Consider the following 20,637-nt stretch of genomic DNA (forward strand, 5'->3'; position numbering starts at 1 on the left):
TCGGCTTCGGTAATGGCTCAGCTTCTTGCGTTTGGCGGGGCACGGCCGGCGCGCAGCGTCGAGCGGATTTCATAGCGGTCGCCACGCATCACCGAGACGGTGAATTCGAATGGGCCACGCTCGTCGGTGGTGATGCGCTCGACCACGAAAGCGGGACTCCCCGCAGGCAGATCGAGCAACTCGGCATCCGCCGCCCCGACAGCGCCAACACGGTAGTTTTCGCGCGCCGCGACCGGCACGATGCCGTAATGGCGTTCCAACGCTTCGTAGAGCGAGCCCTGCAACAGGCCGGCATCGAGAAAGCCGGGCACGCGCGCGGCCGAGAGTTGCGCAGTCTGAATACCGATCGGTTCGTTGTTGCCGAGCCTGAGCCGCCGGATGCGCACCACCGGGTCGCCCTCCTCGATCTCCAGCGCTCCGGCCGTGGCGGCATTGGCGGTGGTCAGGCTGCAGTCGAGCAAGCGCGAGCCGGCGACCACGCCCATATTGCCCATTTCCTGCGTGAAGCTGGTGAGTTCGCGGGTACCAGCGACCAGCGTGGTGGAGCGCACGAAGGTGCCACGGCCATGTTCGCGCCTGAGCAGTCCGTGCTCCTCAAGATTGCGCAGCGCGTGGCGCAGCGTGATGCGGCTCACCCCGAACAGGGCGCACAGTCTGTCTTCGGCCGGAATCTGGTCGCCAGTCGCCCACTCGCCACTCTTGACGATGGCGCGGATGGCCTCTTCCACCTGATACCAGAGCGGCTCGGGCCTTCTGCGGTCGGGTTGCTGAAAGCTCGCTTGGCTCATCTAATCTGCCTCCACTGTGCTCCGGCGAGACCGGCCAGCGAGGCGCCGACGAGACCGGCGCGGGAGCCGAATTCGCCGGACCGCAGAACGACATCGCGCAGATGCGGCGGCAGATGACGCTGCAAAGCCGAAAGCAGCGGCGGCCCTACCACGTCCAGCGCATCGGCAAGGCCGCCGGAAATCAGGATCGCCTGCGGATCGAGCAACGCGACCGCACCCGCAAGGGCAGTGCCCAGCCGGCGCGCCGGCAGCTCCAAGGCGTCAAGTGCGGCCGTGTTGCCAGCCCGGGCCGCCTCGACCAGCCTGCCGCCATTGGCCAGCCCGATCTGGCGCGCCGCGGCGTCGAACGCCCGCCCGGAAGCGAAGCGCTCCAGCCAGCCGCTGCGGTCCTCGCCTTCATCCTCGATGTCGGCGCAGGCCCAGCCGAATGAGCAGGCGCCGCCCCGTGCGCCGGCGACGATGTGGTTATTAGCCAGAACGGCGGAGCCGATACCGGTGCCGATCGCCAGCAGGATGGCATCGGACAGGCCTTTCGCGGCGCCTTCGACCGCCTCGGCCAGCATGGCGATCTGCGCATCGTTGCCAATGGCAACAGGCAGACGAGGAAACAAGGTCGCGACGTCGACACCATCGAAATAGGGCAGGTTCGGAACCCAGCGGCAGATCGAGCCCTCGACAAGCCCCGGCACCGCCAGGCCAAGTGCCTCGACCGGACCGGCCTCGGCGCGCAAGGCACCGATTCGGGCGACGAAGGCATCAAGGCTTGCCGGCGCAGGCTCGCGGCTAAGCATCTCCAGCCAGCGAACATCGCCGGTATGGATTGCGGCGCGCAAATTGGTGCCGCCGAGATCAATGGCGAGAACGCGTGTCATCGAGAGCGGCTCCGACTGGCCACCGCCCGGTCCTCGGAGCGCCAGCTCCACGACGCCACGGTGTCGTCGGCTCTGGTCGGCAGTGCCGTACAGACCCCGGTGCACGCGGCGCCAAAGCCGATCGGGCTGAGCGCAGCGTGTCGATGAACCATGCTCCGTCTCCCATTCGACATCGGCGTCCTTTGCAGCGGCTCAGTGTCATTATAACGACATTACTTCGACCGCAAGTGCCTTGCAGTATGTTCGGGCATGGCCGGCAGGGGAGAATCAGCTCGAGCTGTATCAGCTAATTCTTTGTTTTTACAATATAATCTCACATGCTTGTGGACCGCAGCAAGAAAACGCCGCAACACCGGCAGGAACTCTCCACGAAGATTGCGCTTGCATCATTGCTTCAAGTTGTCATAACGTCATTGACATCGCTGTGCGGCTACGCGGAGGATCCGTATGTCTTTGGCTTGGATTTCGAAACTGGCACTGGCCGCAGGCCTGCTGGCGTTGCCCACCATTGGTTGGGCCCAGTCGGTCAACATCTCCTATCTGACGCACTGGTCGCCGGAGACGGTTGCTTTGCTGGACGCTGCGGCCAAGGACTACGCCAAGAGCAATCCGGATGTGACCGTCACCGTGCGCGCCGTTCCCTTCGGCGATCTCCTGACGACACTGCGTTCCCAGGGCGGCAGTTCGGACGGGCCGACGATCGGCGGCATCTATGATTTGTGGCTGCCCGAACTGGCGCGAGACAAGCTGGTCGCGCCGGCCCCCGATGCGGTTGCCGGCGAGGTCAAGAGTGCGTGGCCGGCCGGTGTCGTCAGTGCGGCCTCTGTTGGCGCCACGCTTTACGGCATTCCAAACGAGATCGACGTCTATGCGCTGAACTACAACAAGGAGCTGTTCAAACGGGCAGGCATCACAGCCGCGCCGAAGACCTGGTCCGAATTGAAGGATACCGCCCAGAAGCTGACCAGGAAAGATGCCGGCCAGCAAGGCTTCGGCATGATCAATTCCTGGGCGGCGGGCGTCGTCCATCCCTTCGCCTCGCTGCTGGTCTCCAATGGCGGCGAGCTGGTCAAGGACGGCAAACCGATGCTCGACAGTCCTCAAGCCGGCGAGACTTTCCAGCTTTGCGAGGACCTGATCAAGTCCGGCGCCACCGATCCGGCGATGGCCACGGCCGACGCCAACACAACCGGCCCCTTCCTAGACAATTTCGTCTCCGGCAAGACCGGCATGATCATCATGGCCAACTGGTGGGAAAGCGCATTGAAGGGCGGCATGGGCGACAAGTTCTCCAATATCGCCACCGCACCCATCCCGGTCGGTCCGAGCGGCGACAAGCCGCACTCGATCTCCTATTCATGGATGACCGTCGTCAACGCCAATGCCGGTCAGGCCGAACAAAAAGCGGCATGGGATTTCCTGGTATGGCTGAACAGTCCGAAGTCCGGCAAGAACGGCGCATCGGCAATGTCGGATATTCTGATGTCGATGGGCATCTTGCCGACGCGGACCTCCGACATCGAAGCCCATGAGGACAAGCTCGGTTCCGAGTTCCTGTCCGGCTATGTCAGCGTGCTTGCCGACGCCAAGCCCTTCCCTGTCGTCCCGGGCGGCCAGGAGTTCAGCGAATCGCTGCAGCAGACGCTCGAGGCGTTGCAGTATGGGCAGCTCTCGGCCAAGGATGCGCAGGCGAACGCGCAGGCCGATGCCGTCTCGATCCTGGAGCGTGCCGCCAAATAGCGAAGGCGCTGTTTCGACAGCCCGACGCTTTGGAAGCAGAGCGATGATCAAGACCTATCGTGCCTCGGCGGGCATCATGCTGGCGCCCGCCATGACACTGATCGGCGTTTTCATTCTGCTGCCGATGCTGCTCACCATCTGGCTGTCATTCCAGGACTGGTCGACGCAGACGCCTTTTTCCAATGCGAGCTTCATCGGCTTCGACAATTTTCGCGAAATATTCGGGCCGACCTCGGTCGGGCGGGATTTCAAGCGAGCGCTGCTCAACACCGCCATCTACACGGCATTGTCGGTGATGCTCATCCTGCCCCTTTCGGTAGTGTTCGGCTCGATCGTCCACCAGCGCGATGTCGCAGGCGGCACGGCGCTGCGGACCGTGTTGTTTTCCACCTACATGGTGCCGATGATCGCCGTGACGCTGGTCTGGTCGAAGCTCTATTCGCCGAGCGAGGGGCCGCTCAACCAGGTGCTCGGTCTCGCCGGCATCGGCCCGCAACTCTGGTTGTCCTCGCCAAGATCGGCGTTGATCTCGATCGTCGTCCTCAATGTCTGGCAGCAGATCGGCTATTTTACGGTGCTGGCCGTTGCCGGGCTGACCCAGATCCCGGGCAGTCTTTACGAGGCGGCGACGCTTGACGGCGCCAACCGGCGCGAACAGTTCCGCTTCATCACCTTGCCGCTATTGAGCCGCACGCTCTTGTTCAGCGCCGTCATTGCCATCATCAATGCCGTGCAGGTGTTCGAGCCGGTGGCGCTGATCACCCAAGGCGGGCCGGTCGGCTCGACCAACGTGCTGACCTACCATATCCGCCGAGTCGGCATCGAGCGGGCACAAGGCGGGCTGGGCTCGGCCATGGCAGTGATGCTGATGCTGGCGCTGATCGTCATTGTGTGTGCGCTGTTTGCATTCGCCAACCGGAAGGATGACGAATGAGCGCGCCGGGCCGCTCAGCATCGAGCCGGTTGGCGCGCAAACGCCTGGCGGGCCGCAGAGCGCTGCTCACCACGCTGATGCTGCTGGTTGCCGTGGCCTCCGCCTTCCCGCTGTTGTGGATGGTGCTCTCCAGCCTGAAAACGCCGGCCGAAACCATGCAGGTGCCGCCGGTGTGGATACCGCGCACGCCGAGCCTCGAAGCGTATGAGAAAGTGTCCGGCGTCATCAATGTCGGCCGCTCGATGTGGAATTCGCTCGTGATCGCCACGATCACCACCGCCGGCATTCTGGTCACCAGCATGATGGCTGGCTACGCCTTCGCCAAGCATCACTTTCCCGGCCGCTCACTGCTGTTTTCGGTGCTGATCGCCACCATGTTCCTGCCGCCGATCGTCACGCTGATCCCGCTTTACCGTCTCGTCGGATCAATCGGCCTGAACGCCAGCCTTGCCGGTATTATCGTGCCAAATCTCGCCAATGCGTTCGGCATTTTCCTAATGCGCCAGTTCATAGCCGGCGTGCCCGACGATCTGATCGACGCAGCGCGGATGGATGGGGCGTCGGAACTCCTGATCCTGTTCAAGATCGTCGCGCCGAGCGTGGCGCCGGCAATCGCGGCACTGGCGCTGTTTGCCTTCGTCTATCAGTGGAATAGCTATCTCTGGCCGCTGACCGTTCTACAGGGCAATGCACACGAATATCCGATCGTCATCAGCCTTAGTCGCCTGCTCAGCTACAATCGAGGCGCTCTCAACACGGGACTGGTGATGGCTGGCGCGACGCTTGCCGTGCTTCCGCCACTGGTGCTCTTCGTCTTCCTGCAGCGCTTCTTTGTGGATTCGATCGTCGGCTCGGCGGTCAAGGGATAGCGTCGGCGGCACTGCCGGCATCCGTGTGGCTGTCATCGGGACGCGCTGGTGCGCTGAACGGAGCTAAGCAGATGACCGCGTTCTGAGAGCCATCAGTTCATCAGTAAACTGGCCGCGAATGCCTCCACCGTGTTAGCTGCAACTAGTGAATCTCACGCTTGGTACCCGCCCCAGGCCGTTTTCACAGCTGCCAGAAAAGCGGCGCGGCCCTGCTCGTTTGCAGACGTTCGGAAGGTCACGGGAAGGTAGTGATTGGACGCTGCGTTTAACCGGAGTCGGACCGTCTCGTCAGATCTGGCGAATATTTTCGCACCGCACCTTTTCGACGCAGTGCGTCCTGCTTGCCGAGCAGGCGGTAAGGGAGGCGCTGTTCCAGTGAGCAAGAATGTGATCCCCCACCCTTCGACGACTATCGCGGGAAGGACGTGCTGATCCAGCCGATGGTCGAGCTCTAACGTTTCATCGCCGGCATCTACACCGATCTGGCGGCATCGCCCGATGCGGGCGGTGACCTGCCTCATCTCGGGAAGCTAGCCCCGATCGAGGAATTTGCGCCCCCGCGAGAAGCTCTCGCTCGAATAGTTGCTCGAACTCATGCGACGCGAGCTGGGTCAGAGCAGGACCGCGATCTTCAGCTGTTCGCTTCGCCCCGCCTGGCGATCATCGGCCGCTCGACAAGCCTGTCGAGGTGGACGACCCGCATGAGGACGCCGTCTATCGCTCGACCGAGCGCATGCCCCTGCCCGATCCGGCAGACTATCAAAAGCGCATCGATTTTCATTGAATCGCTCGGCGCTCGGCCAGCCTCCCCATCTGATGCGGCTAACCGGACCGGTCATGCCGCTGGTGGTGCCGGCCCAGATCAACCTCGGCGATCGTGACTTGTCGGTGCGCTGGGCGAATGACGGCGTCGAAACCGAACGCGACGTGCTCCCCCAACGCGGACCGCGCTCACCGGCGTAGCGTCAGCCGAAGCCACGCGATGCGTCGCTGCTGGAGGGCGGCTGGCTGCGGGCGTCGGACGACCGGTTCGCGCTGGTGCAGATGGATATCGACGTTGAGGCCTCAACCTGCCTGGAAGATGCCCTGATGGAGACTGCCATTGCCTCACGCTGCTCGGCATGCCGCAGCACCTGCCGACGTCACGCCGTACGCGACGTGCTCGTATGCGCCTGGCCTGTCGCGATGGCGACAAACCGGCGCTTGACCGCGGCAAACAACGCCGGTGGCAGCGGCCCGTAGTAGCCGCTCTCCGTCTCCAGCGGCCGGATGTCAGGCCCCGGCCAGGCGAACCGGTTACTTTCCGTCAAAACGATCCACGACCGCTCACCGTCAAGGCGCAAACGCAGCTTGACCGCAGCCGGAATCTCGATGGCATCATCGGGATCGGACGGCGGCGTATGAGTGATCGGCAGGACCCGGACGACCGGCGAGCCGTCCTCCTGCATGGCGACCAGCGCGAGCACCAGGCAGGGCCGGTCCTTGTCGCCTTCCTCGCGGCCTTCGCGGTGTTGCCAATGCCAGAGGTAGGAGTAACGGAAGACGTAGCCGACCTTGATTTCAGCCGGTAGCATTTTTTGCCGTCAGGCCTTTTGCCCCGTGGGGTTTCGACCCGAGGGTTTTGACCCAGAGAGCTCGTCGTTGAGATGGTCGAGATCCGGCTCCATTTCAGAGGCTTCGACCGCGGCGATCTCGTCCGAGCCGAGCTCCGCTGTCAGATCGACCCGCCGGTCGCGCTTCGACAGCCGGACAAAATCCTCATAGGCCAGCAGCACCGTGCGCGGGCGACCGTTCTTGGTGATGATTACCGGGTCGCGGACCGCGGCATCCTGATAGGCGCCAAAATTTTTCGAGACGGCGGCGGCGGTGACGGTGGTGCTCATCGGCGAGACTCCTTTATTCCGGAATATACGGGCTTTCCGGGCTTTCCGCAAATGCCGGGCAACATCTTCGAACTGATGCAGCCAGTCACCGCCTGATTATCGGCCAAGGAGTTAGTGTCAAAGGCGTCCTTTCCTGCGCCATGTCTAACGCAGTGGGTAGGCGCCCACACAGCCCAGCTCAGACGCACGGACTAACTTCAGACGCGCATGGCCAAGGAACCGGTGGCGAGGGCAGCTTTGTCCGGAGAGCGGCTGTTCCGCGCGAGGGCGTCGGCTTCGTTGATCTGGTTAGGGTTCTTTCTTCAGCAGGTCCTTTACAACATCGAGAAAAGCCCGCAGGGCGGGCGGCACGGCTCGATGTCCGGGGTAGTAGACCGCAACTTCTTCCGGTGCTGGCGTCCACGCGGTCAGGACCTTGCGCAGCCGGCCATCGGACAACGCCGCTTCGGCGGCCCAATCCGCCACATAGGCGATGCCCAGACCCTCTATTGCGGCTTCGACCATCAGTTCCTCGTCATCAAGGACGATGGGGCCGTTTGCCCCGATCACCAGTTCCTGGCCTGCGCGTTCGAACTCCCATCTATAGAGCTTGCCGCTGGGCATACGGTGGCCGATGCAATGGTGGCGTTGCAATTCCTCGGGCGTTCCCGGCGCCCCGAAGCGATCGAGATAGGCGGGCGACGCGATACAGATGAACGTCAACGCGCGTGCAAACGGCACGGCGGTCATGTCTTTGGGAATTGATGTGATGAGGCGCACGCCGGCATCGAACCCGCTGGACACGATATCGATGAGCCGTCCCTCGACGACGATGTCCACGGTCACGTTCGGATGGCGCTCCGCCATCCGCGGAAGAACCGCGCGAACGAGAAGCCCGGCCACCAATCGCGGTGCGTTGAGGCGGACCGTTCCTGCGACATTGCCCCGGAACCCCGCGACGCTGTCGAGCGCCTCGTCCAGCGAGGCGAGCGCCGGCTGAAGACGGTCGAGCAACCGGAACCCGGCTTCTGTCGGCGAGACGCTCCGTGTGGTGCGGTTCAGAAGTCGCACGCCCATGCGTTCCTCGAGCGCACGCATCGCATGGCTCAATGTGGAAGGTGCCGTGCCGATCTCGTCCGCTGCGCGGCGGAAGCTGCGGTGTGTGGCAACGGCGACGAAGGCGGTGAGATCGTTGAGCGACGGGCGGGGCATTGATGGGGATTTTGCATTATCCCATGCCGATTTCAACGGCTAATGCGCGCAATGCGATTGCCCTATCTCCTGCTGGGATCAATTGGAGAAATGAGAAATGGAAAAGACCTGGCTCATAACGGGTGTGTCTTCCGGTCTAGGCCGGCTGCTGGCGGAGAAGACCCTGATCAGGGGAGACCGCGTTGTCGGTGCCAGCCGCAGCGAGGACGCACTTCCCGACCTGCGTGCAAGTTACCCCGAACGGCTCCGCATCGTCGCAATGGACCTCAAGGACCAGAGCTCGGTCCGCGCCGCGGTCGACCGGGCCTTCGCGGCATCCGCTCGGATCGACATCGTCGTCAGCAATGCTGGCTATGGCCTGCTCGGCGCGGCTGAAGAGGCTGGCGATGTGCAGGTTCGGGACATCATCGACACCAATCTCATCGGCTCGATCACGCTCATCCAGGCGGCGTTGCCGCATCTGCGCAGCCAGGGTGGTGGTCGGATTCTACAGGTATCGAGCGAGGGAGGCCAGATCGCCTATCCGGCTTTCAGCCTCTATCACGCGACCAAGTGGGGTATCGAGGGGTTCGTCGAGTCCGTGGCGCAGGAGGCTGCTCCCTTCGGCATCGAATTCAGCCTTGTGGAACCCGGGCCGGCGCGGACCGGGTTCGGCGGCAATCTCGCGCGGACCAAGCCGCTCGCGGCCTATGAGGGAACACCCGCCGGTCAGATCCGCGAGGCGCTGGGTGTCTCATGGGTGATCAAGGGCGACCCCGACCGCATGACGGACGCAATGATCAGGCTTGCCGATCAGGATGGTCCGCTCCCGAAACGGCTGGTGCTCGGTGCCGAGGCCTATGCCGGCATCCGCAAGGCACTCGGCGGACGCATCGAGGAGCTCGACCGGCAGAATGACATCGCGGTTGCGGCGGATTTCACAGACGAGGAGTTGGCGCGGCTGTGACCCCCGGCTCCGGCCCGCTGCTCGTGCCCACCTCTTATCAAGACAGAAAGGAACATGAGATGCCTACACGTGACGCCGTCTACCCGGCCAACCGGCACGCGTTATACGATATCCACCGCTATTCCGCTGCCATTCGGTCCGGCGATCTTCTCTTCGTGTCGGGTCAGGTCGGGAGCCGTGAGGACGGCTCGCCTGAGCCCGTATTCGAGGATCAGGTTCGACGGGCCTTCGCCAATCTGCGCGCGGTCTTGGCGGCCGCCGGGTGCAGCTTCGACGACCTCGTCGACGTCACAACGTTCCACACTAACCCGGACGAACAGATCGAGACAGTTCTGGCCGTCCGAGCGGAAGAAATCGGTGCACCTCCCTACCCGAACTGGACCGCAGTGGGCGTCAATTGGCTTGCGGGCCTCGATTTCGAGATCAAGGTCATCGCCCGCATCCCTTCGACGACGAGCAGCCAGCCGGCGGACAAGCGCTGATCGCTCGCCCTGCAGTTCTGTATTGGCTATTTGGGTCACGAAGGCAGCCTGTCAGCTTTTGTGTCCGGAGCGGAGATAGCTGACCTCCACCTGCGAGAACCGAGGTCGTGAACTGACCGAACAGATTAGGTTCGTTTGGTCAGCGTACCGCAAGGGAATCTCGCAGCCTGTTGTGTATCTTGGCTTTCTATTCGAGAGCGGTGCTGAAGATCGAGAACTCTTCATCTGTGATCGGGACCACGTGCTGCGGCTCGGGAAAAGCGCCCGTCTGCACGTCGGATATGAGCTCGCGATAGGCGGCAATACGCTCGCGTTGCAGCCGCTCATATTCGGCGGCGAAGTTGCGGTAGGTCTTGGCGTGGCGCAGCCTGTGGCCAGCGGTGTGGCCAAGCACGTCCTCGCTGAACAAATACTGCGCGTCGGCATTTGGGCCGGCGCTCATGCCGAGCATGATCATCGGTGTATTCCAGGTGATCAGTTCGGCGACCGGTCGGAGACCACCTCCAGCTCGGCGCCAAAGCAGCCTATGCCTCCACCTTCGCGTATGAGCTCCGAAATTCGTTCGGAGGCACCACTTTCAGATCTCTCCAACTCGAGGACCGGGATGTCGGAGGCAAGCACGCGCCGGAAGCGATGGGAGAACCCGTAACGGCGAATGTTGTCTTCAATCAGTGGCGCGGAACGCGACAGAGTGGCCACGACACAGAAGCTGTGAGCGACAAGGCTGACGGATGAAGCGAAGCCTTGCCTATACCGATGACGGGCTTGGTAGCGATGGCCCTTGCCGCGTCGAGACCCGTATCGTCTAAGCAGCCAATATATGGCGTCGACATTGTCCATTTCCGCCGCGACCACCTGCTTGAGCAGGCCCGGTACGGAGAGTGCACCGTCAAATGGCCCTTCGATCGCTTCAGGTCCAGCCGTTGGCATGCATGCCCACTATCTCGTCCCTGGGCCTGCCACCGCCATGGCGGCTGCGACGATCCCCCTGGTCATCGAAGCGGTCGTGTTGGGATTGATGATGGCAATTCGCATTCGGGGCATCCTGGCTTGGTTCCGCTCAGTCACAAGGATGCCAGCGCGCTGGACATCCGCTCCAGCCCTCGGCGTAGCAGAGGACGCGGGCAGCCGACATTCAGGCGGATGAAACCTTCGCCGCCAGGCCCATAGACGCGGCCGTCATACAGATTGACCCCGGCCTGATCGACAAAGAACTTCTGAATTCCACCCACTTTGCAATCGAGTGTGCGCGCGTCCAACCACACCAGAAACGACGCGTCGGGCCGCATGGGCGTGATGCCTGGGAGATGTTTACCGGCGAATTCGCAAACCAGATCGATGTTGCTGGCGATGTAGCCTGAGAGTTGATCGAGCCAGGGCGCGCCGGTGCTGTAGGCAACCTCCAGAGCCAGGCGGCCGAAAAAGTTCGCGTTCACCATGAATGACGCCTGCATTGCGGCAAGGAGCGCCTCGCGGCGCTTTTTGCTCGCCACCGAAATGGTTGCCGAAGGCACCCCGGCAAGATTGAAAGTCTTCGTTGGAGCGGTGCAGATGAACGACTTCTCCGCAGCATCGTCCGAGATGGAGGAGAAGACGATGTGGGGACGATCCGACAGCCTTATGTCGCAGTGAATGTCGTCGGATATGACCAAGATCCCATGGCGCTCACAAATGTCGTTCAGCGCAGACAATTCTTCTCGTGTCCAGGCCATTCCGCCAGGGTTGTGAGGATTGCACAGCAGGAACGCCTTGGCGCCGCCGGCCGCCAGTTTCTCGAAGTCCTCCAGATCGAGCTCATACCTGTTGTTCTGCAGCCTCAGCTGGTTCGTGAGCAGAGCCCGCCCGTTTCCCTGAACCACTTCGAAATAGGGCGAGTACACGGGTGGCTGCACAATGACGCCGTCACCGGGCTTCGTAAAGGTTCGCAATATCGCAGCCACAGACGGCATGATCGCCGGCGCGGGAAGCAGGGTCTCCAGTTTCGGTGACCAATTGTGCCGGCGTGTGAACCACGATTGCACGATCTCATAGTGGCGCGGATCGCGTCGTGTGTAGCCGTAGATTCCATGGTCCGCGGCCTGGCGCAGCCGCGCGATGACGGTTTCCGGGGCACGGAAATCCATATCCGCTGTCCATAGGGACAGCAGGTCCTGGCCTTCGACCTGAGGAGAGAACTCGTCCCACTGGTTGGCCCATTTGACGGATCCGAATTGCTGGCGATCGTGGATTTGGTCGAAATCAATTCTCGGAATATTTCGTTGCCCAACCGCCGATGCGGGCGTGTCTGCACAAGCCATGTGATAATCACCTGAAAAAATCTATTGCCACGGCCACGGCCGCTTTGCCTCTGCGGACGGCCCTACTTGAGGATTTGCGCCAGAAACTGCCGCGCCCGTTCCGACCTAGAGTTGGTGAAGAACTGATGGGGCGTGTTGGTCTCGACGATCTCCCCGCGGTCCATGAACACCACGCGATCGGCCACCTCCCGTGCGAAGCCCATCTCATGCGTCACGCACAGCATCGTCATGCCTTCGCTGGCGAGCGACACCATCGTGTCCAGCACTTCCTTGACCATCTCCGGATCGAGGGCAGAGGTTGGCTCGTCGAAGAGCACGATCTTTGGGTTCATGCAGAGAGCCCGGGCTATCGCGGCGCGTTGCTGCTGGCCGCCTGACAGCTGCCCTGGGTAGCTGTCCGCCTTCTCCGCAATTTTGACTCGCTCCAGATAGTGGCGCGCCAATTCCTCGGCCGCCATCCGCGGCATGTTTCTCACCCACACCGGCGCAAGGGTGCAATTCTCAAGCACCGTAAGATGGGGAAACAGGTTGAAGTGCTGGAAAACCATCCCGACGTTGCTGCGGACTTCATCGATCTTGCGCAGATCCCCGGTTACCGCCTTGCCGTTGACGATGATCTCGCCTGACTGATGCTCCTCGAGATGGTTGATGCAACGGATCATCGTCGATTTGCCCGACCCGGAAGGACCGCAGATCACGATGCGTTGCCCCTGCGGCACCGAGAGGCTGATGTTCTTGAGCGCATGGTATGAGCCAAACCATTTGTTGACGTCACGCAGCTCGATGGCCATCGCCTTGTTGTAGGGCTGTCCCTTCGTCGCTGCATATACTGCTTGTGGCATCATCGTCGCATCCTAGGATTTGTGGCCGCGCGCCAATTTGCGCTCCATCGATTGCGAGTAACGGGACATGCCGAAGCAAAAGCCCCAGTAGACCAGTCCCGCAAAGAGGTAGCCGGTTGAGGAGATCGTCGGGCCTGCCCAGTTCGGATCGACCCGCGCAGTTTCGACGGCCCTCAGGAAATCCGCGATGCCGACGATGGCGACCAGAGTCGTGTCTTTGAACAGACCGATGAAGGTGGAGACAATGCTCGGTATGACGATCGTCAACGCCTGGGGGAGGACGATCAGGCGCATTATGTCGAAGTAGCTGATCCCAAGCGCCTTCGCCGCCTCGTATTGGCCCTTCGGGATCGCCTGAAGGCCGGCCCTCACAACTTCGGCCATATAGGCGGACGAGAACAGCGCTATCGCCATGAGCGGGCGCAGGAGACGATCAGGCGTCAGATAGTCCGGGACGAAGAGCGGCATCATGAAGTTCGCCATGAACAATACCGTGATAAACGGCACCCCCCGGACGACTTCGATGAATGTGACGCAAACCGCCTTGACGAAAGGGAGTTCGGACCTGCGTCCAAGCGCCAGGATAACCCCGATCGGAAGCGAGAAGACGATGCCCACAATCGACATCAGCAGCGTGATCAGGAGACCGCCCCAGAGCGTCGTATCGATGACAGACAAATGGAGCCAGGCGACCCCGCGCACGAGAACGAACGCGGCAACGGGGTAGACAAGGAAGAATAGCAACGCCGCCACTTTGCGCCGCGGAGCCTTCGTCCACAGGAGCCAAACGATGAGGATGGCGCCGATAGCCTGTGCGAGATCAACGCGCCACCGCTCGGAAGCCGGGTACGCGCCGTATCGCAGGTAGTCGAACTTCTCGGCAATGAAAGGCCAGCAAGCTCCTTGGCTGTTCGTGCGGCAAGCCTCGCGACCGCCGCTCCAGACCGCGTCGAAGATCGCAAAGCTCAGAAAGTGACGCAGCAGCCACACGGCGAAGAGGAGAAAGCATATTGTCAGCGCGCCTGAAGACGGCGTCGAAAACAGATTCTTTTTCATCCAGGTCACTGGACCCGGCCAAACGTCAGCGGGGGGCGCCATCGCTGGTATGGGCGCGCTGCTGACAACTGGCGAATGCATGGACTGATCGCTCATGCGTCACCTCTCGACGATCGCAAAATGTCGGTTACACGCGTTCATGGCCAACGACGTGGCAAGGGAGATAACGAGATAGACGGACAAGGTGATCGCCATGACCTGGACGGCGGCGCTGGTCTGGTTGAGTACCGTCCCGGCAAAGATCTGAACGAGGTCGGGATAGCCGATGAACACCGCAAGCGACGAGTTCTTGATTAGATTGAGATACTGGCTTGTCAAAGGCGGGATGATAATACGCAGCGCCTGCGGAACAACGACAAGGCGAAGCGTCTTGCCCGGCGCCAGCCCCAGCGCATATGCAGCCTCGCTCTGGCCCTTTGGCACTGCCTGGATTCCACTCCGGACGATCTCGGCGATGTAAGATGCGGTATAGACCGATAGACCGATCAGGAGAGCGGCAAACTCTGGATAGAGCTGATGCCCGCCTTGAAAATTGAAACCCCGCAGCTGCGGCGCGACAAACGAGACCGGCTCGCCAGCCGCCAGGAACACGATCAGCGGAAATCCTATCAAGGTCGCCAAACTGACCAAAAGCACCGGCAACTGCTTGCCAGTTCGTTTCTGGACACTCTTGGCGCGGAACCAGAATGCAATGCAGCAGAAAACGGCCGCCACGAATGCCAGGCCCACAAGCCCCGCCCCCGGATGCCACTGGATCTCCGGAATGATGAGGCCGCGATTGTTGAGGTAGATGCCGCCGGGGATGGCGATGGACGCCTTCGGGGAAGGCAACGGCTTGAGGACGGCGTTGTACCAGAACAGCAGCTGCAGCAATAACGGGACATTGCGCACAAGCTCGACATAGGCGGTCGCCACCTTCGAAACGATCCAGTTCGGCGAGAGGCGGGCAACGCCGATGACGAAGCCAAGCAAGGTGGCCAGCAAGATTGCGAGGAAGCTGACGTAGAGGGTATTGACCACTCCCACCCAGAACGCCTGACCGTAGGTCGATAGTGCATCGTACGGTATCAGGGTTTGATTGATGTCGAAGCCGGCAGCCTCACCCCAAAAATCGAATGAGAGCGGAATCCCCCGGACGCGCATATTCGATGCGGTCTGCATGCCGATGCCCAGGGCCAAAGCCAACAGGCAACCTGCGAGCAAGAGCTGGTAGAAAACGCCGCGCACTTTCGTATCGTGCAGCGATAGGCTCCTGCGCGAGGGCGCTGGAAGCGACAAATCGGACATGGCGTGTTCCTATCGGGATCTGTGCAAGGCGCTGGCGGTAACGCGCCAGCGCCTTGCAACCATGCTTTGCCTAGCGAATCGGCGGAGCGTACTGAACGCCGCCTTTGTTCCAGAGCGCGTTCATGCCGCGCTCCATTTTCAGCGGGGAGTCCTTGCCGACATTCCGATCAAACACTTCGCCGTAGTTACCGACCTGTTTGATCACCTCGACCGGCCAGTTGTCGGCGAGCCCGATGTCCTTGCCGATGCTGCCTTCCACGCCAAGCAGACGGCGGATGCTGGGATTGTCCGACGACTTCATCGCATCAACGTTTTTGGAGGTGACCCCGTATTCTTCGGAGGCCACCATGACGTAAAGCGTCCACTTAGCCACATTGAACCACTGGTCGTCTCCCTGCCGCACTGCCGGGCCAAGCGGCTCCTTGGAGATCAGTTCGGGAAGAACGATGCTGTCGTCCGGCTTGGCCATGCGAAGCCGCGATGCGTTCAAGGTGGAGGTGTCCGCCGACAGGACGTCGCAACGCCCCTCCTCGTAAGCCTTCACGACAGCTTCCTCGTCGGCGAAACCAACCGTGGTGTACTTGATCGACTGCGAGCGAAAATAGTCGGCAAGGTTCAACTCGGTCGTGGTGCCCTGGGTGACGCAAATCGATGCGCCCTCGAGCCCCTTGGCTGATGTGATGTTGTCCGCCTTGCGCACCATAAATCCCTGACCGTCATAGAAGTACGTCCCCGCAAACAGGATGCCGAGCGACGTATCGCGCGACGATGTCCATGTTGCGTTGTGTGCAAGAATGTCGATCTCCCCCGACTGCAAGGCGGTGAAGCGATCTTTTGGCGTCAATGGGATGAACTTAACCTTTTGCGCATCCCCGAGCACGGCAGCGGCCACGGCGCGACAATAGTCGACCACAAATCCGGTCCATTTGCCTTCATTATCGGGAAGGCTGAAGCCAGCCGTGGCCGAATTTGTGCCACACGTCAGCACGCCATTTTTCTTGACATTGTCGAGGGTTGCGGACGACGCCGAGGAGGCGGTGCACGCGATAGCGAGGGCAAGAAAGCCCTTAAACATCGATCTCATTTCGGTATTCCCCTGTTTTTGTTGAAGGGAATGTGGCCTCAAGTATGACTATTCGTCAAATTGACTGTTCTCATTGCGAAAATGAGCGTCATTCATAATCGAGGAGGCACTCGCTCTCGGGTGAAAGGGAGCTTGAGTGCTGATCGGGCTAGTTTGCTTGGGGCGGGCTAATCGAATGAGCGACGGCGCGCGCGACCTATGGTGCAGCCAACCCCGGTGCTCCGACAGTTGACCCTTGGTCTCTCTCGGTCCGCGATTCGTTGTAGATGCTCATGATTATTTCCCGGAGCCATTTGGTACCCGGGTCATTCGCCATCTGGCGGTGAACAATGAGCCAGGCATTCACATTCGATACGGGAAGGGGCGGCGGGACCAACGTCACCTCACTCCTCTCGTCCAGCATTTGCAGGATTGCATCGCCGCAATGAGTAATCAGTTCAGTGCCGCGAAGCGCCCAGGGCAGCACCAGATAATTCGAGATGGTCGCAACGACATTGCGCCGGAGACCATGCTGCTTGAGGGCGGCATCCGCGAGGCCTTCTGCCAGACCATCTGCGGAAATCTGCAGGTGAGAACTGGCCAAATATGTTTCCAGTGTCATTGCGTTCCTGGCGATCTTGCTTCCACTCCACACCGCGCAAAACAATCGATCCTGGCCAAGCTCCACCTTCAAGAGACCTGGGTCGTCGCGTATTGCCGCTCCCGTCAGTGCACAGTCGACTTGTCTCAAATAGACCGATGAACCGATTTCGGGTCCGTTTGCGGGAATGACGTTCAGCGTCGCGCCAGGCGCTTGCCTCGAAAATTCTCGAATGAGCCCTGGGATGAATATCATGGCGTGATAGTCAGTGAGTCCCACGCGAAAGTTGCGTCGCGTCGTTGCTGGATTGAAAATCTGATGCCGGTCGATCGACGCGCGGATCGTCGCCAGCGCAGCAGAAATATCTGACAGCAACTCCACTGCCCGAGGGGTTGGTCGCATTTCGCCCCCGTCTCTCGTGAACAATTCGTCCTGCAATAAATACCGAAGTTTTGATAGGGAATGACTTACAGCTGATTGTGTTCTTCCCAATTCGGCAGCTGCGCGCGTTACGCTCCTTTCACGCATCATCACGTCGAACACTCTCAGCAAATTGAGATCGATATCATCGAAACTCATGAGACCTTCCCCGTTTTCATCATGCCTCGCCCGCATGCTAACATCGCTTCCAACGCGCGAACGATGCCATGGCGAACAAATGCGACCCTTCGACCTGCAGGGTCAACGTTCCGTATTGGGAAATCAATAGGTTAGCGGAGGGTTCGCCAACCCATTTCCTTCGCATTCTCTCGTATGGTCTGGCGAACCTAAGGACCAGGGACGTCTACGACTCGCTGCCCCTTAGGCTGAGGCCAGACTGACCTGTTGGCGCTTCGGCTGCCGTGCCGAAACCAGGGTGGCGAACTGGTCCACCGCCTGCCCGGCCCGCGCCAGAACCTGCGGGTCCGTGAGCTTGCCGTCGGCAAAGTCGCTGTCACTGCCATAGACGGCGCTTGGCACCGTCAGGGCCGAGTAGAAGCCGAACAGGGGGCGAAGCTGATGCTCGACCACCAGAGCGTGGCGCTGGCCACCACCCGTCGCGCCGATCAGGACCGGCCGGTCGACGAGCGCCAGCGGATCGATGAGATCGAACAGATGTTTGAAGAGGCCCGCATAGGAGCCGTTGTAGACCGGCGTCGTGACGATCAGCGCGTCAGCCTGCTCGACAGCCCCCAAGACACTCAGCGCCTCCGGCGTCAATTCCTGCCGCGTGAATGCTGCACCCAAACCGCGGCCGGCGTCGACCAGATCGAGGAAATTCACCGTGACGGATAATCTTTCGCGCAGCGCCTCCCCCAGATGATGCGCCAGCGTTCGTGATTTCGACGGCCTGTGGGTGTTGCCTGAAAGCACGACGATGTTCTGCCGCAGCAGCTCAGCTAGAAAAGAGCGGCGTCGAAACTCAGGCGGCACAAGTGCATTCGGCGCCCGACCAACGGCGCAGCTTTCCCCAAGAACCGGCTCAATCAAGCCCGAGCTTCTTCCTGAGATCGGCATTTTCCTTGCGGAGCCGGTCGGCGAGGAGCTTCTTCAGCCGGGCATTCTCCTCTTCAAGCCTCAGCAGATCCTTGAGCTCGTCGCTATGCGGCGCCGCCTGCCCGGCAGCCTTCTTCCAGTGATAGTAGGTCTGTTCCGATATTCCTGCTTTCTTGACAGCGGCCTTGGTGCTCTCCCCCCGGCTTGTCTGCTTCTCGACCTCTCCGAGCTTTTGGGCACGCTCCTCTGCAGAGTATATTTTCCGCGCTTTCCGGACTGTGGCGGAAGCGACCGCTTCTGCTGAAGGCACCGGCTTGCCCGACTTGGCCGCTCTGGTCCGCACGGCACGCGTCTGCTGCCCGGTTGCTTTCTTCGGCTTCGACGCCGTTTTCTTGGTGCCAGATGTCTGTTCTTTCACCGGCACTTCGGTCGGCGCGGACGATTCGGTTTCCTTGAGATCGGCCATGAGATACTCCACAGCGACGCCAAATATCTATGCTCCAGCACGCAACATCAAGGGCTTACGGGGCTTAGTCAATACGGGCAGAAACCCCTGCTCCCCTGCGCGGTAGCGCAGTGCCTCAAGAAGCAGAGGCTGCAGCCTGGTGCATATCTGTCGTCATCGCCATCGTTGCAGTCGTTCCTGGGCGTCTTCTGGCGCCACCCCTATGGCAGGGCCAGTACCGGAGGCCGCGCTGAGAGACGGTGAACTCCGGGAACCAAAATCGCGGCCACCATCTGCTGCAGGGATGGTTCGGCGTTTTGAGGACCTAGGCAAGCGCAAATGCAAGGACCAGGAAGCCCATCGCTCCGAACCCCAGCGTGTTAACGACCACCGCCCATGTGCTGCGACGCCGCTGTACAATGCAGGGCAGTAGCGACGTGATTGGCACAAGGGCGGCCGCGAGCGGGCGAACTTCCCCCGCGGTCGAAAGTTCGCGTTCCCGAATGATATGAGGGGGCGGCTCGAACGACCGGATGAAGTTGCCCATGTGGCGACAAGTTGACTACTCGCTCACTTCGCTGAAGGACTCCCATCCGATAATAACAGAGTTGCGATCGGTCAAAGAAGGCCCAGCAGAGCCATATCGTAAGGACCCGTCGCTGAGACTGGGGGCAGCTTTTGATCCGTTCGCCGATGTGTCGAAGTCGCGTCTTACTCCCGGTACGCGAATTCGATGAGGACAGTGAATGGACGGGAGCGCTTCGCTCTGGTCTCTCCAGATAACCCGTCGTTCCCATCTGATTTCGATCAAGCGTCGGAAACGAATCATCACCAATTCCTGACCCCCCGGGGATCGCGTTGTTTCGAGCCACTCGCACAAGATGACCTGAAGTAGGTCTGATCCGCCGACTCTCATTCAGCAGCAATGGACTTCAGAGCCGTCATGAGTTGCCGGTTCCAGCGGCACGCCTGTCATATTTCTGAGCATCAATGCAGCGCGACGCAGAATGATCTGCAGATCCGCGCGCGAAATGTCTGCGATGCGATCGGCCGCGCTTTCAAGCTCTTCGGCAATGATTGGCGTGTCATTGCATTGGTCCGCTTGCCTGAGGCTGGGTCTTAGGCCTTCACCCGCTTGGCTGCTACCTTCTTGCCCGGGGGCTTCTTGGCGGGCATTTTTGCGCCCGCCTTGCGACCAAGTCCGATCGACTTCGCCAGCTCCGATCGCTGTGCTGCGTAGCTTGGTGCCACCATAGGATAGTCCCGCGCCAACCCCCACTTGGCTCGATACTCGTCAGGCGTCATGCCAAGCAAGCCCAAGTGCCGTTTCATCGACTTGAACTTGCGCCCGTTTTCCAACGAAATGATGTGGTCGGGAAACACAGACTTTTTGGGATTGACCGCCGGGTTCTGTGTTGGCTGCTCGACTTCAGCTGGCTTGACTAAGCTAACGAGAGCGGAGTTTACCGAAGAAATCAGATCGGGCAGGCTTGCTACGGGCACTGCGTTATTTTGGACAAACGCCGCGACAATATCCGCGGTCAATTCCATCAATTCCGCGTTCTGGCGATTCTTCTCTTCGGTCATTCATCAACTCCTATTGCAAGTCCGCTTTCGTATGGGGGAAACTCGGATCGCGCAAGAAGCAGGTCCACAGAACGAAATGCTCGGGATCATCGACCGGCCGCCAGGGCTGCCCGACCTATACGAAGCTCCCCGGGGACAAAGGCTGCCTCCCTAAATGGCGTGAGTACGAGAAGACGATCCCGCGGGAAGCAGAGTCCGCCTTCAAAGAACTGTGCAACAAGAACCATGGCGGCCTATACGAATTGCGGGATACCTGACAATGAGCACCTTGATTGCTC

The 20,637-nt window shown here is 60.9% G+C and carries 23 protein-coding genes; 6 read left to right on the forward strand and 17 right to left on the reverse strand.

Features of this window, described 5'->3' with window-relative positions:
- Positions 1-17: 17 nt before the first annotated feature.
- Positions 18-788 carry a GntR family transcriptional regulator gene (locus NKI24_RS29670; protein WP_352451706.1) on the reverse strand — a complete coding sequence of 257 codons (771 nt, stop codon included), beginning with the start codon at positions 786-788 and terminating at the stop codon, positions 18-20.
- Positions 785-1,660, reverse strand: coding sequence for an ROK family protein (locus NKI24_RS29675; RefSeq protein ID WP_352451705.1), 876 nt, complete (start codon positions 1,658-1,660; stop codon positions 785-787). Before NKI24_RS29675 ends, NKI24_RS29670 begins: the two co-directional genes overlap by 4 nt.
- 447 nt (positions 1,661-2,107) lie before the next feature.
- On the opposite strand from NKI24_RS29675, the gene NKI24_RS29680 reads away from it, so the two are divergent.
- From NKI24_RS29680 to NKI24_RS29690, 3 genes are read left to right on the forward strand one after another with little or no spacing between them, the layout of a single operon-like run.
- A complete protein-coding gene (locus NKI24_RS29680; RefSeq protein ID WP_352750129.1) occupies positions 2,108-3,400 on the forward strand; it encodes an ABC transporter substrate-binding protein in 1,293 nt (430 codons plus the stop codon).
- A gap of 43 nt (positions 3,401-3,443) precedes the next feature.
- Entirely contained in the window at positions 3,444-4,334 is an 891-nt protein-coding gene (locus NKI24_RS29685) for a carbohydrate ABC transporter permease (RefSeq protein WP_352750130.1), read from the forward strand.
- Positions 4,331-5,203: a carbohydrate ABC transporter permease gene (locus tag NKI24_RS29690; protein WP_352750131.1), complete on the forward strand. Its 873-nt coding sequence runs from the start codon at positions 4,331-4,333 to the stop codon at positions 5,201-5,203. Before NKI24_RS29685 ends, NKI24_RS29690 begins: the two co-directional genes overlap by 4 nt.
- A 631-nt stretch (positions 5,204-5,834) precedes the next feature.
- Here the strand turns inward: NKI24_RS29690 and NKI24_RS29695 are convergent.
- Positions 5,835-5,984 carry a hypothetical protein gene (locus NKI24_RS29695; RefSeq protein ID WP_352451701.1) on the reverse strand — a complete coding sequence of 50 codons (150 nt, stop codon included), beginning with the start codon at positions 5,982-5,984 and terminating at the stop codon, positions 5,835-5,837.
- Here NKI24_RS29695 and NKI24_RS29700 point away from each other — a divergent pair.
- Positions 5,984-6,166, forward strand: coding sequence for a hypothetical protein (locus NKI24_RS29700; RefSeq protein ID WP_352451700.1), 183 nt, complete (start codon positions 5,984-5,986; stop codon positions 6,164-6,166). The genes NKI24_RS29695 and NKI24_RS29700 overlap by 1 nt on opposite strands.
- A gap of 179 nt (positions 6,167-6,345) precedes the next feature.
- Here NKI24_RS29700 and NKI24_RS29705 read toward each other — a convergent pair whose 3' ends face one another.
- The 3 genes from NKI24_RS29705 to NKI24_RS29715 form a co-directional block, all read right to left on the reverse strand.
- A complete protein-coding gene (locus NKI24_RS29705; protein ID WP_352678674.1) occupies positions 6,346-6,777 on the reverse strand; it encodes a plasmid maintenance toxin (PemK-like) in 432 nt (143 codons plus the stop codon).
- A gap of 9 nt (positions 6,778-6,786) precedes the next feature.
- Positions 6,787-7,086, reverse strand: coding sequence for a type II toxin-antitoxin system Phd/YefM family antitoxin (locus NKI24_RS29710; RefSeq protein WP_352678672.1), 300 nt, complete (start codon positions 7,084-7,086; stop codon positions 6,787-6,789).
- A gap of 288 nt (positions 7,087-7,374) precedes the next feature.
- Positions 7,375-8,277 carry a LysR family transcriptional regulator gene (locus NKI24_RS29715; RefSeq protein ID WP_352750132.1) on the reverse strand — a complete coding sequence of 301 codons (903 nt, stop codon included), beginning with the start codon at positions 8,275-8,277 and terminating at the stop codon, positions 7,375-7,377.
- A 97-nt stretch (positions 8,278-8,374) separates the two neighbouring features.
- Here NKI24_RS29715 and NKI24_RS29720 point away from each other — a divergent pair, with 97 nt between their 5' ends.
- The gene (locus tag NKI24_RS29720) at positions 8,375-9,223 is read left to right on the forward strand and encodes an SDR family oxidoreductase (RefSeq protein WP_352750133.1); all 849 of its coding nucleotides are present in this window, start codon (positions 8,375-8,377) and stop codon (positions 9,221-9,223) included.
- A gap of 59 nt (positions 9,224-9,282) precedes the next feature.
- Entirely contained in the window at positions 9,283-9,705 is a 423-nt protein-coding gene (locus NKI24_RS29725; RefSeq protein WP_352750148.1) for a RidA family protein, read from the forward strand.
- A gap of 187 nt (positions 9,706-9,892) precedes the next feature.
- Here NKI24_RS29725 and NKI24_RS36045 read toward each other — a convergent pair whose 3' ends face one another.
- From NKI24_RS36045 to NKI24_RS29775, 11 genes are all read right to left on the reverse strand, one after another.
- Complete coding sequence (locus NKI24_RS36045) at positions 9,893-10,162, reverse strand: 3-methyl-2-oxobutanoate hydroxymethyltransferase (RefSeq protein WP_502901496.1); 270 nt, start codon at positions 10,160-10,162, stop codon at positions 9,893-9,895.
- 17 nt (positions 10,163-10,179) lie between these two features.
- Positions 10,180-10,635 (reverse strand): aspartate/glutamate racemase family protein, encoded by a 456-nt coding sequence (locus NKI24_RS36050; RefSeq protein WP_502901497.1) that lies wholly within the window; start codon positions 10,633-10,635, stop codon positions 10,180-10,182.
- A gap of 134 nt (positions 10,636-10,769) precedes the next feature.
- Positions 10,770-12,002: a MalY/PatB family protein gene (locus tag NKI24_RS29735; protein WP_352750134.1), complete on the reverse strand. Its 1,233-nt coding sequence runs from the start codon at positions 12,000-12,002 to the stop codon at positions 10,770-10,772.
- Between the two features lie 62 nt (positions 12,003-12,064).
- Positions 12,065-12,844: an amino acid ABC transporter ATP-binding protein gene (locus NKI24_RS29740; protein ID WP_502901500.1), complete on the reverse strand. Its 780-nt coding sequence runs from the start codon at positions 12,842-12,844 to the stop codon at positions 12,065-12,067.
- Positions 12,845-12,856: 12 nt separating this feature from the next.
- Positions 12,857-13,996, reverse strand: a complete 1,140-nt coding sequence (locus NKI24_RS29745) for an amino acid ABC transporter permease (protein ID WP_352750136.1) — start codon at positions 13,994-13,996, stop codon at positions 12,857-12,859.
- 3 nt (positions 13,997-13,999) lie between these two features.
- Positions 14,000-15,127, reverse strand: a complete 1,128-nt coding sequence (locus tag NKI24_RS29750) for an amino acid ABC transporter permease (RefSeq protein ID WP_352750137.1) — start codon at positions 15,125-15,127, stop codon at positions 14,000-14,002.
- A gap of 130 nt (positions 15,128-15,257) precedes the next feature.
- The gene (locus NKI24_RS29755; RefSeq protein WP_352750138.1) at positions 15,258-16,271 is read right to left on the reverse strand and encodes an amino acid ABC transporter substrate-binding protein; all 1,014 of its coding nucleotides are present in this window, start codon (positions 16,269-16,271) and stop codon (positions 15,258-15,260) included.
- A gap of 196 nt (positions 16,272-16,467) precedes the next feature.
- Positions 16,468-17,430 (reverse strand): LysR family transcriptional regulator, encoded by a 963-nt coding sequence (locus NKI24_RS29760; protein WP_352678655.1) that lies wholly within the window; start codon positions 17,428-17,430, stop codon positions 16,468-16,470.
- A 222-nt stretch (positions 17,431-17,652) separates the two neighbouring features.
- Positions 17,653-18,321: an FMN reductase gene (msuE, locus tag NKI24_RS29765; RefSeq protein ID WP_502901498.1), complete on the reverse strand. Its 669-nt coding sequence runs from the start codon at positions 18,319-18,321 to the stop codon at positions 17,653-17,655.
- On the reverse strand, positions 18,314-18,793 hold the full coding sequence (locus NKI24_RS29770; RefSeq protein ID WP_502901499.1) for a transposase: 480 nt from the start codon (positions 18,791-18,793) through the stop codon (positions 18,314-18,316). Before NKI24_RS29770 ends, msuE begins: the two co-directional genes overlap by 8 nt.
- Positions 18,794-19,891: 1,098 nt before the next feature.
- Positions 19,892-20,359, reverse strand: coding sequence for a Ros/MucR family transcriptional regulator (locus tag NKI24_RS29775; RefSeq protein ID WP_352750139.1), 468 nt, complete (start codon positions 20,357-20,359; stop codon positions 19,892-19,894).
- Between the last annotated feature and the right edge of the window lie 278 nt (positions 20,360-20,637).

Origin of the sequence: Mesorhizobium sp. M0701, assembly GCF_040320365.1 — a bacterium.
In the GTDB taxonomy this organism is placed as follows: Bacteria; Pseudomonadota; Alphaproteobacteria; order Rhizobiales; family Rhizobiaceae; genus Mesorhizobium.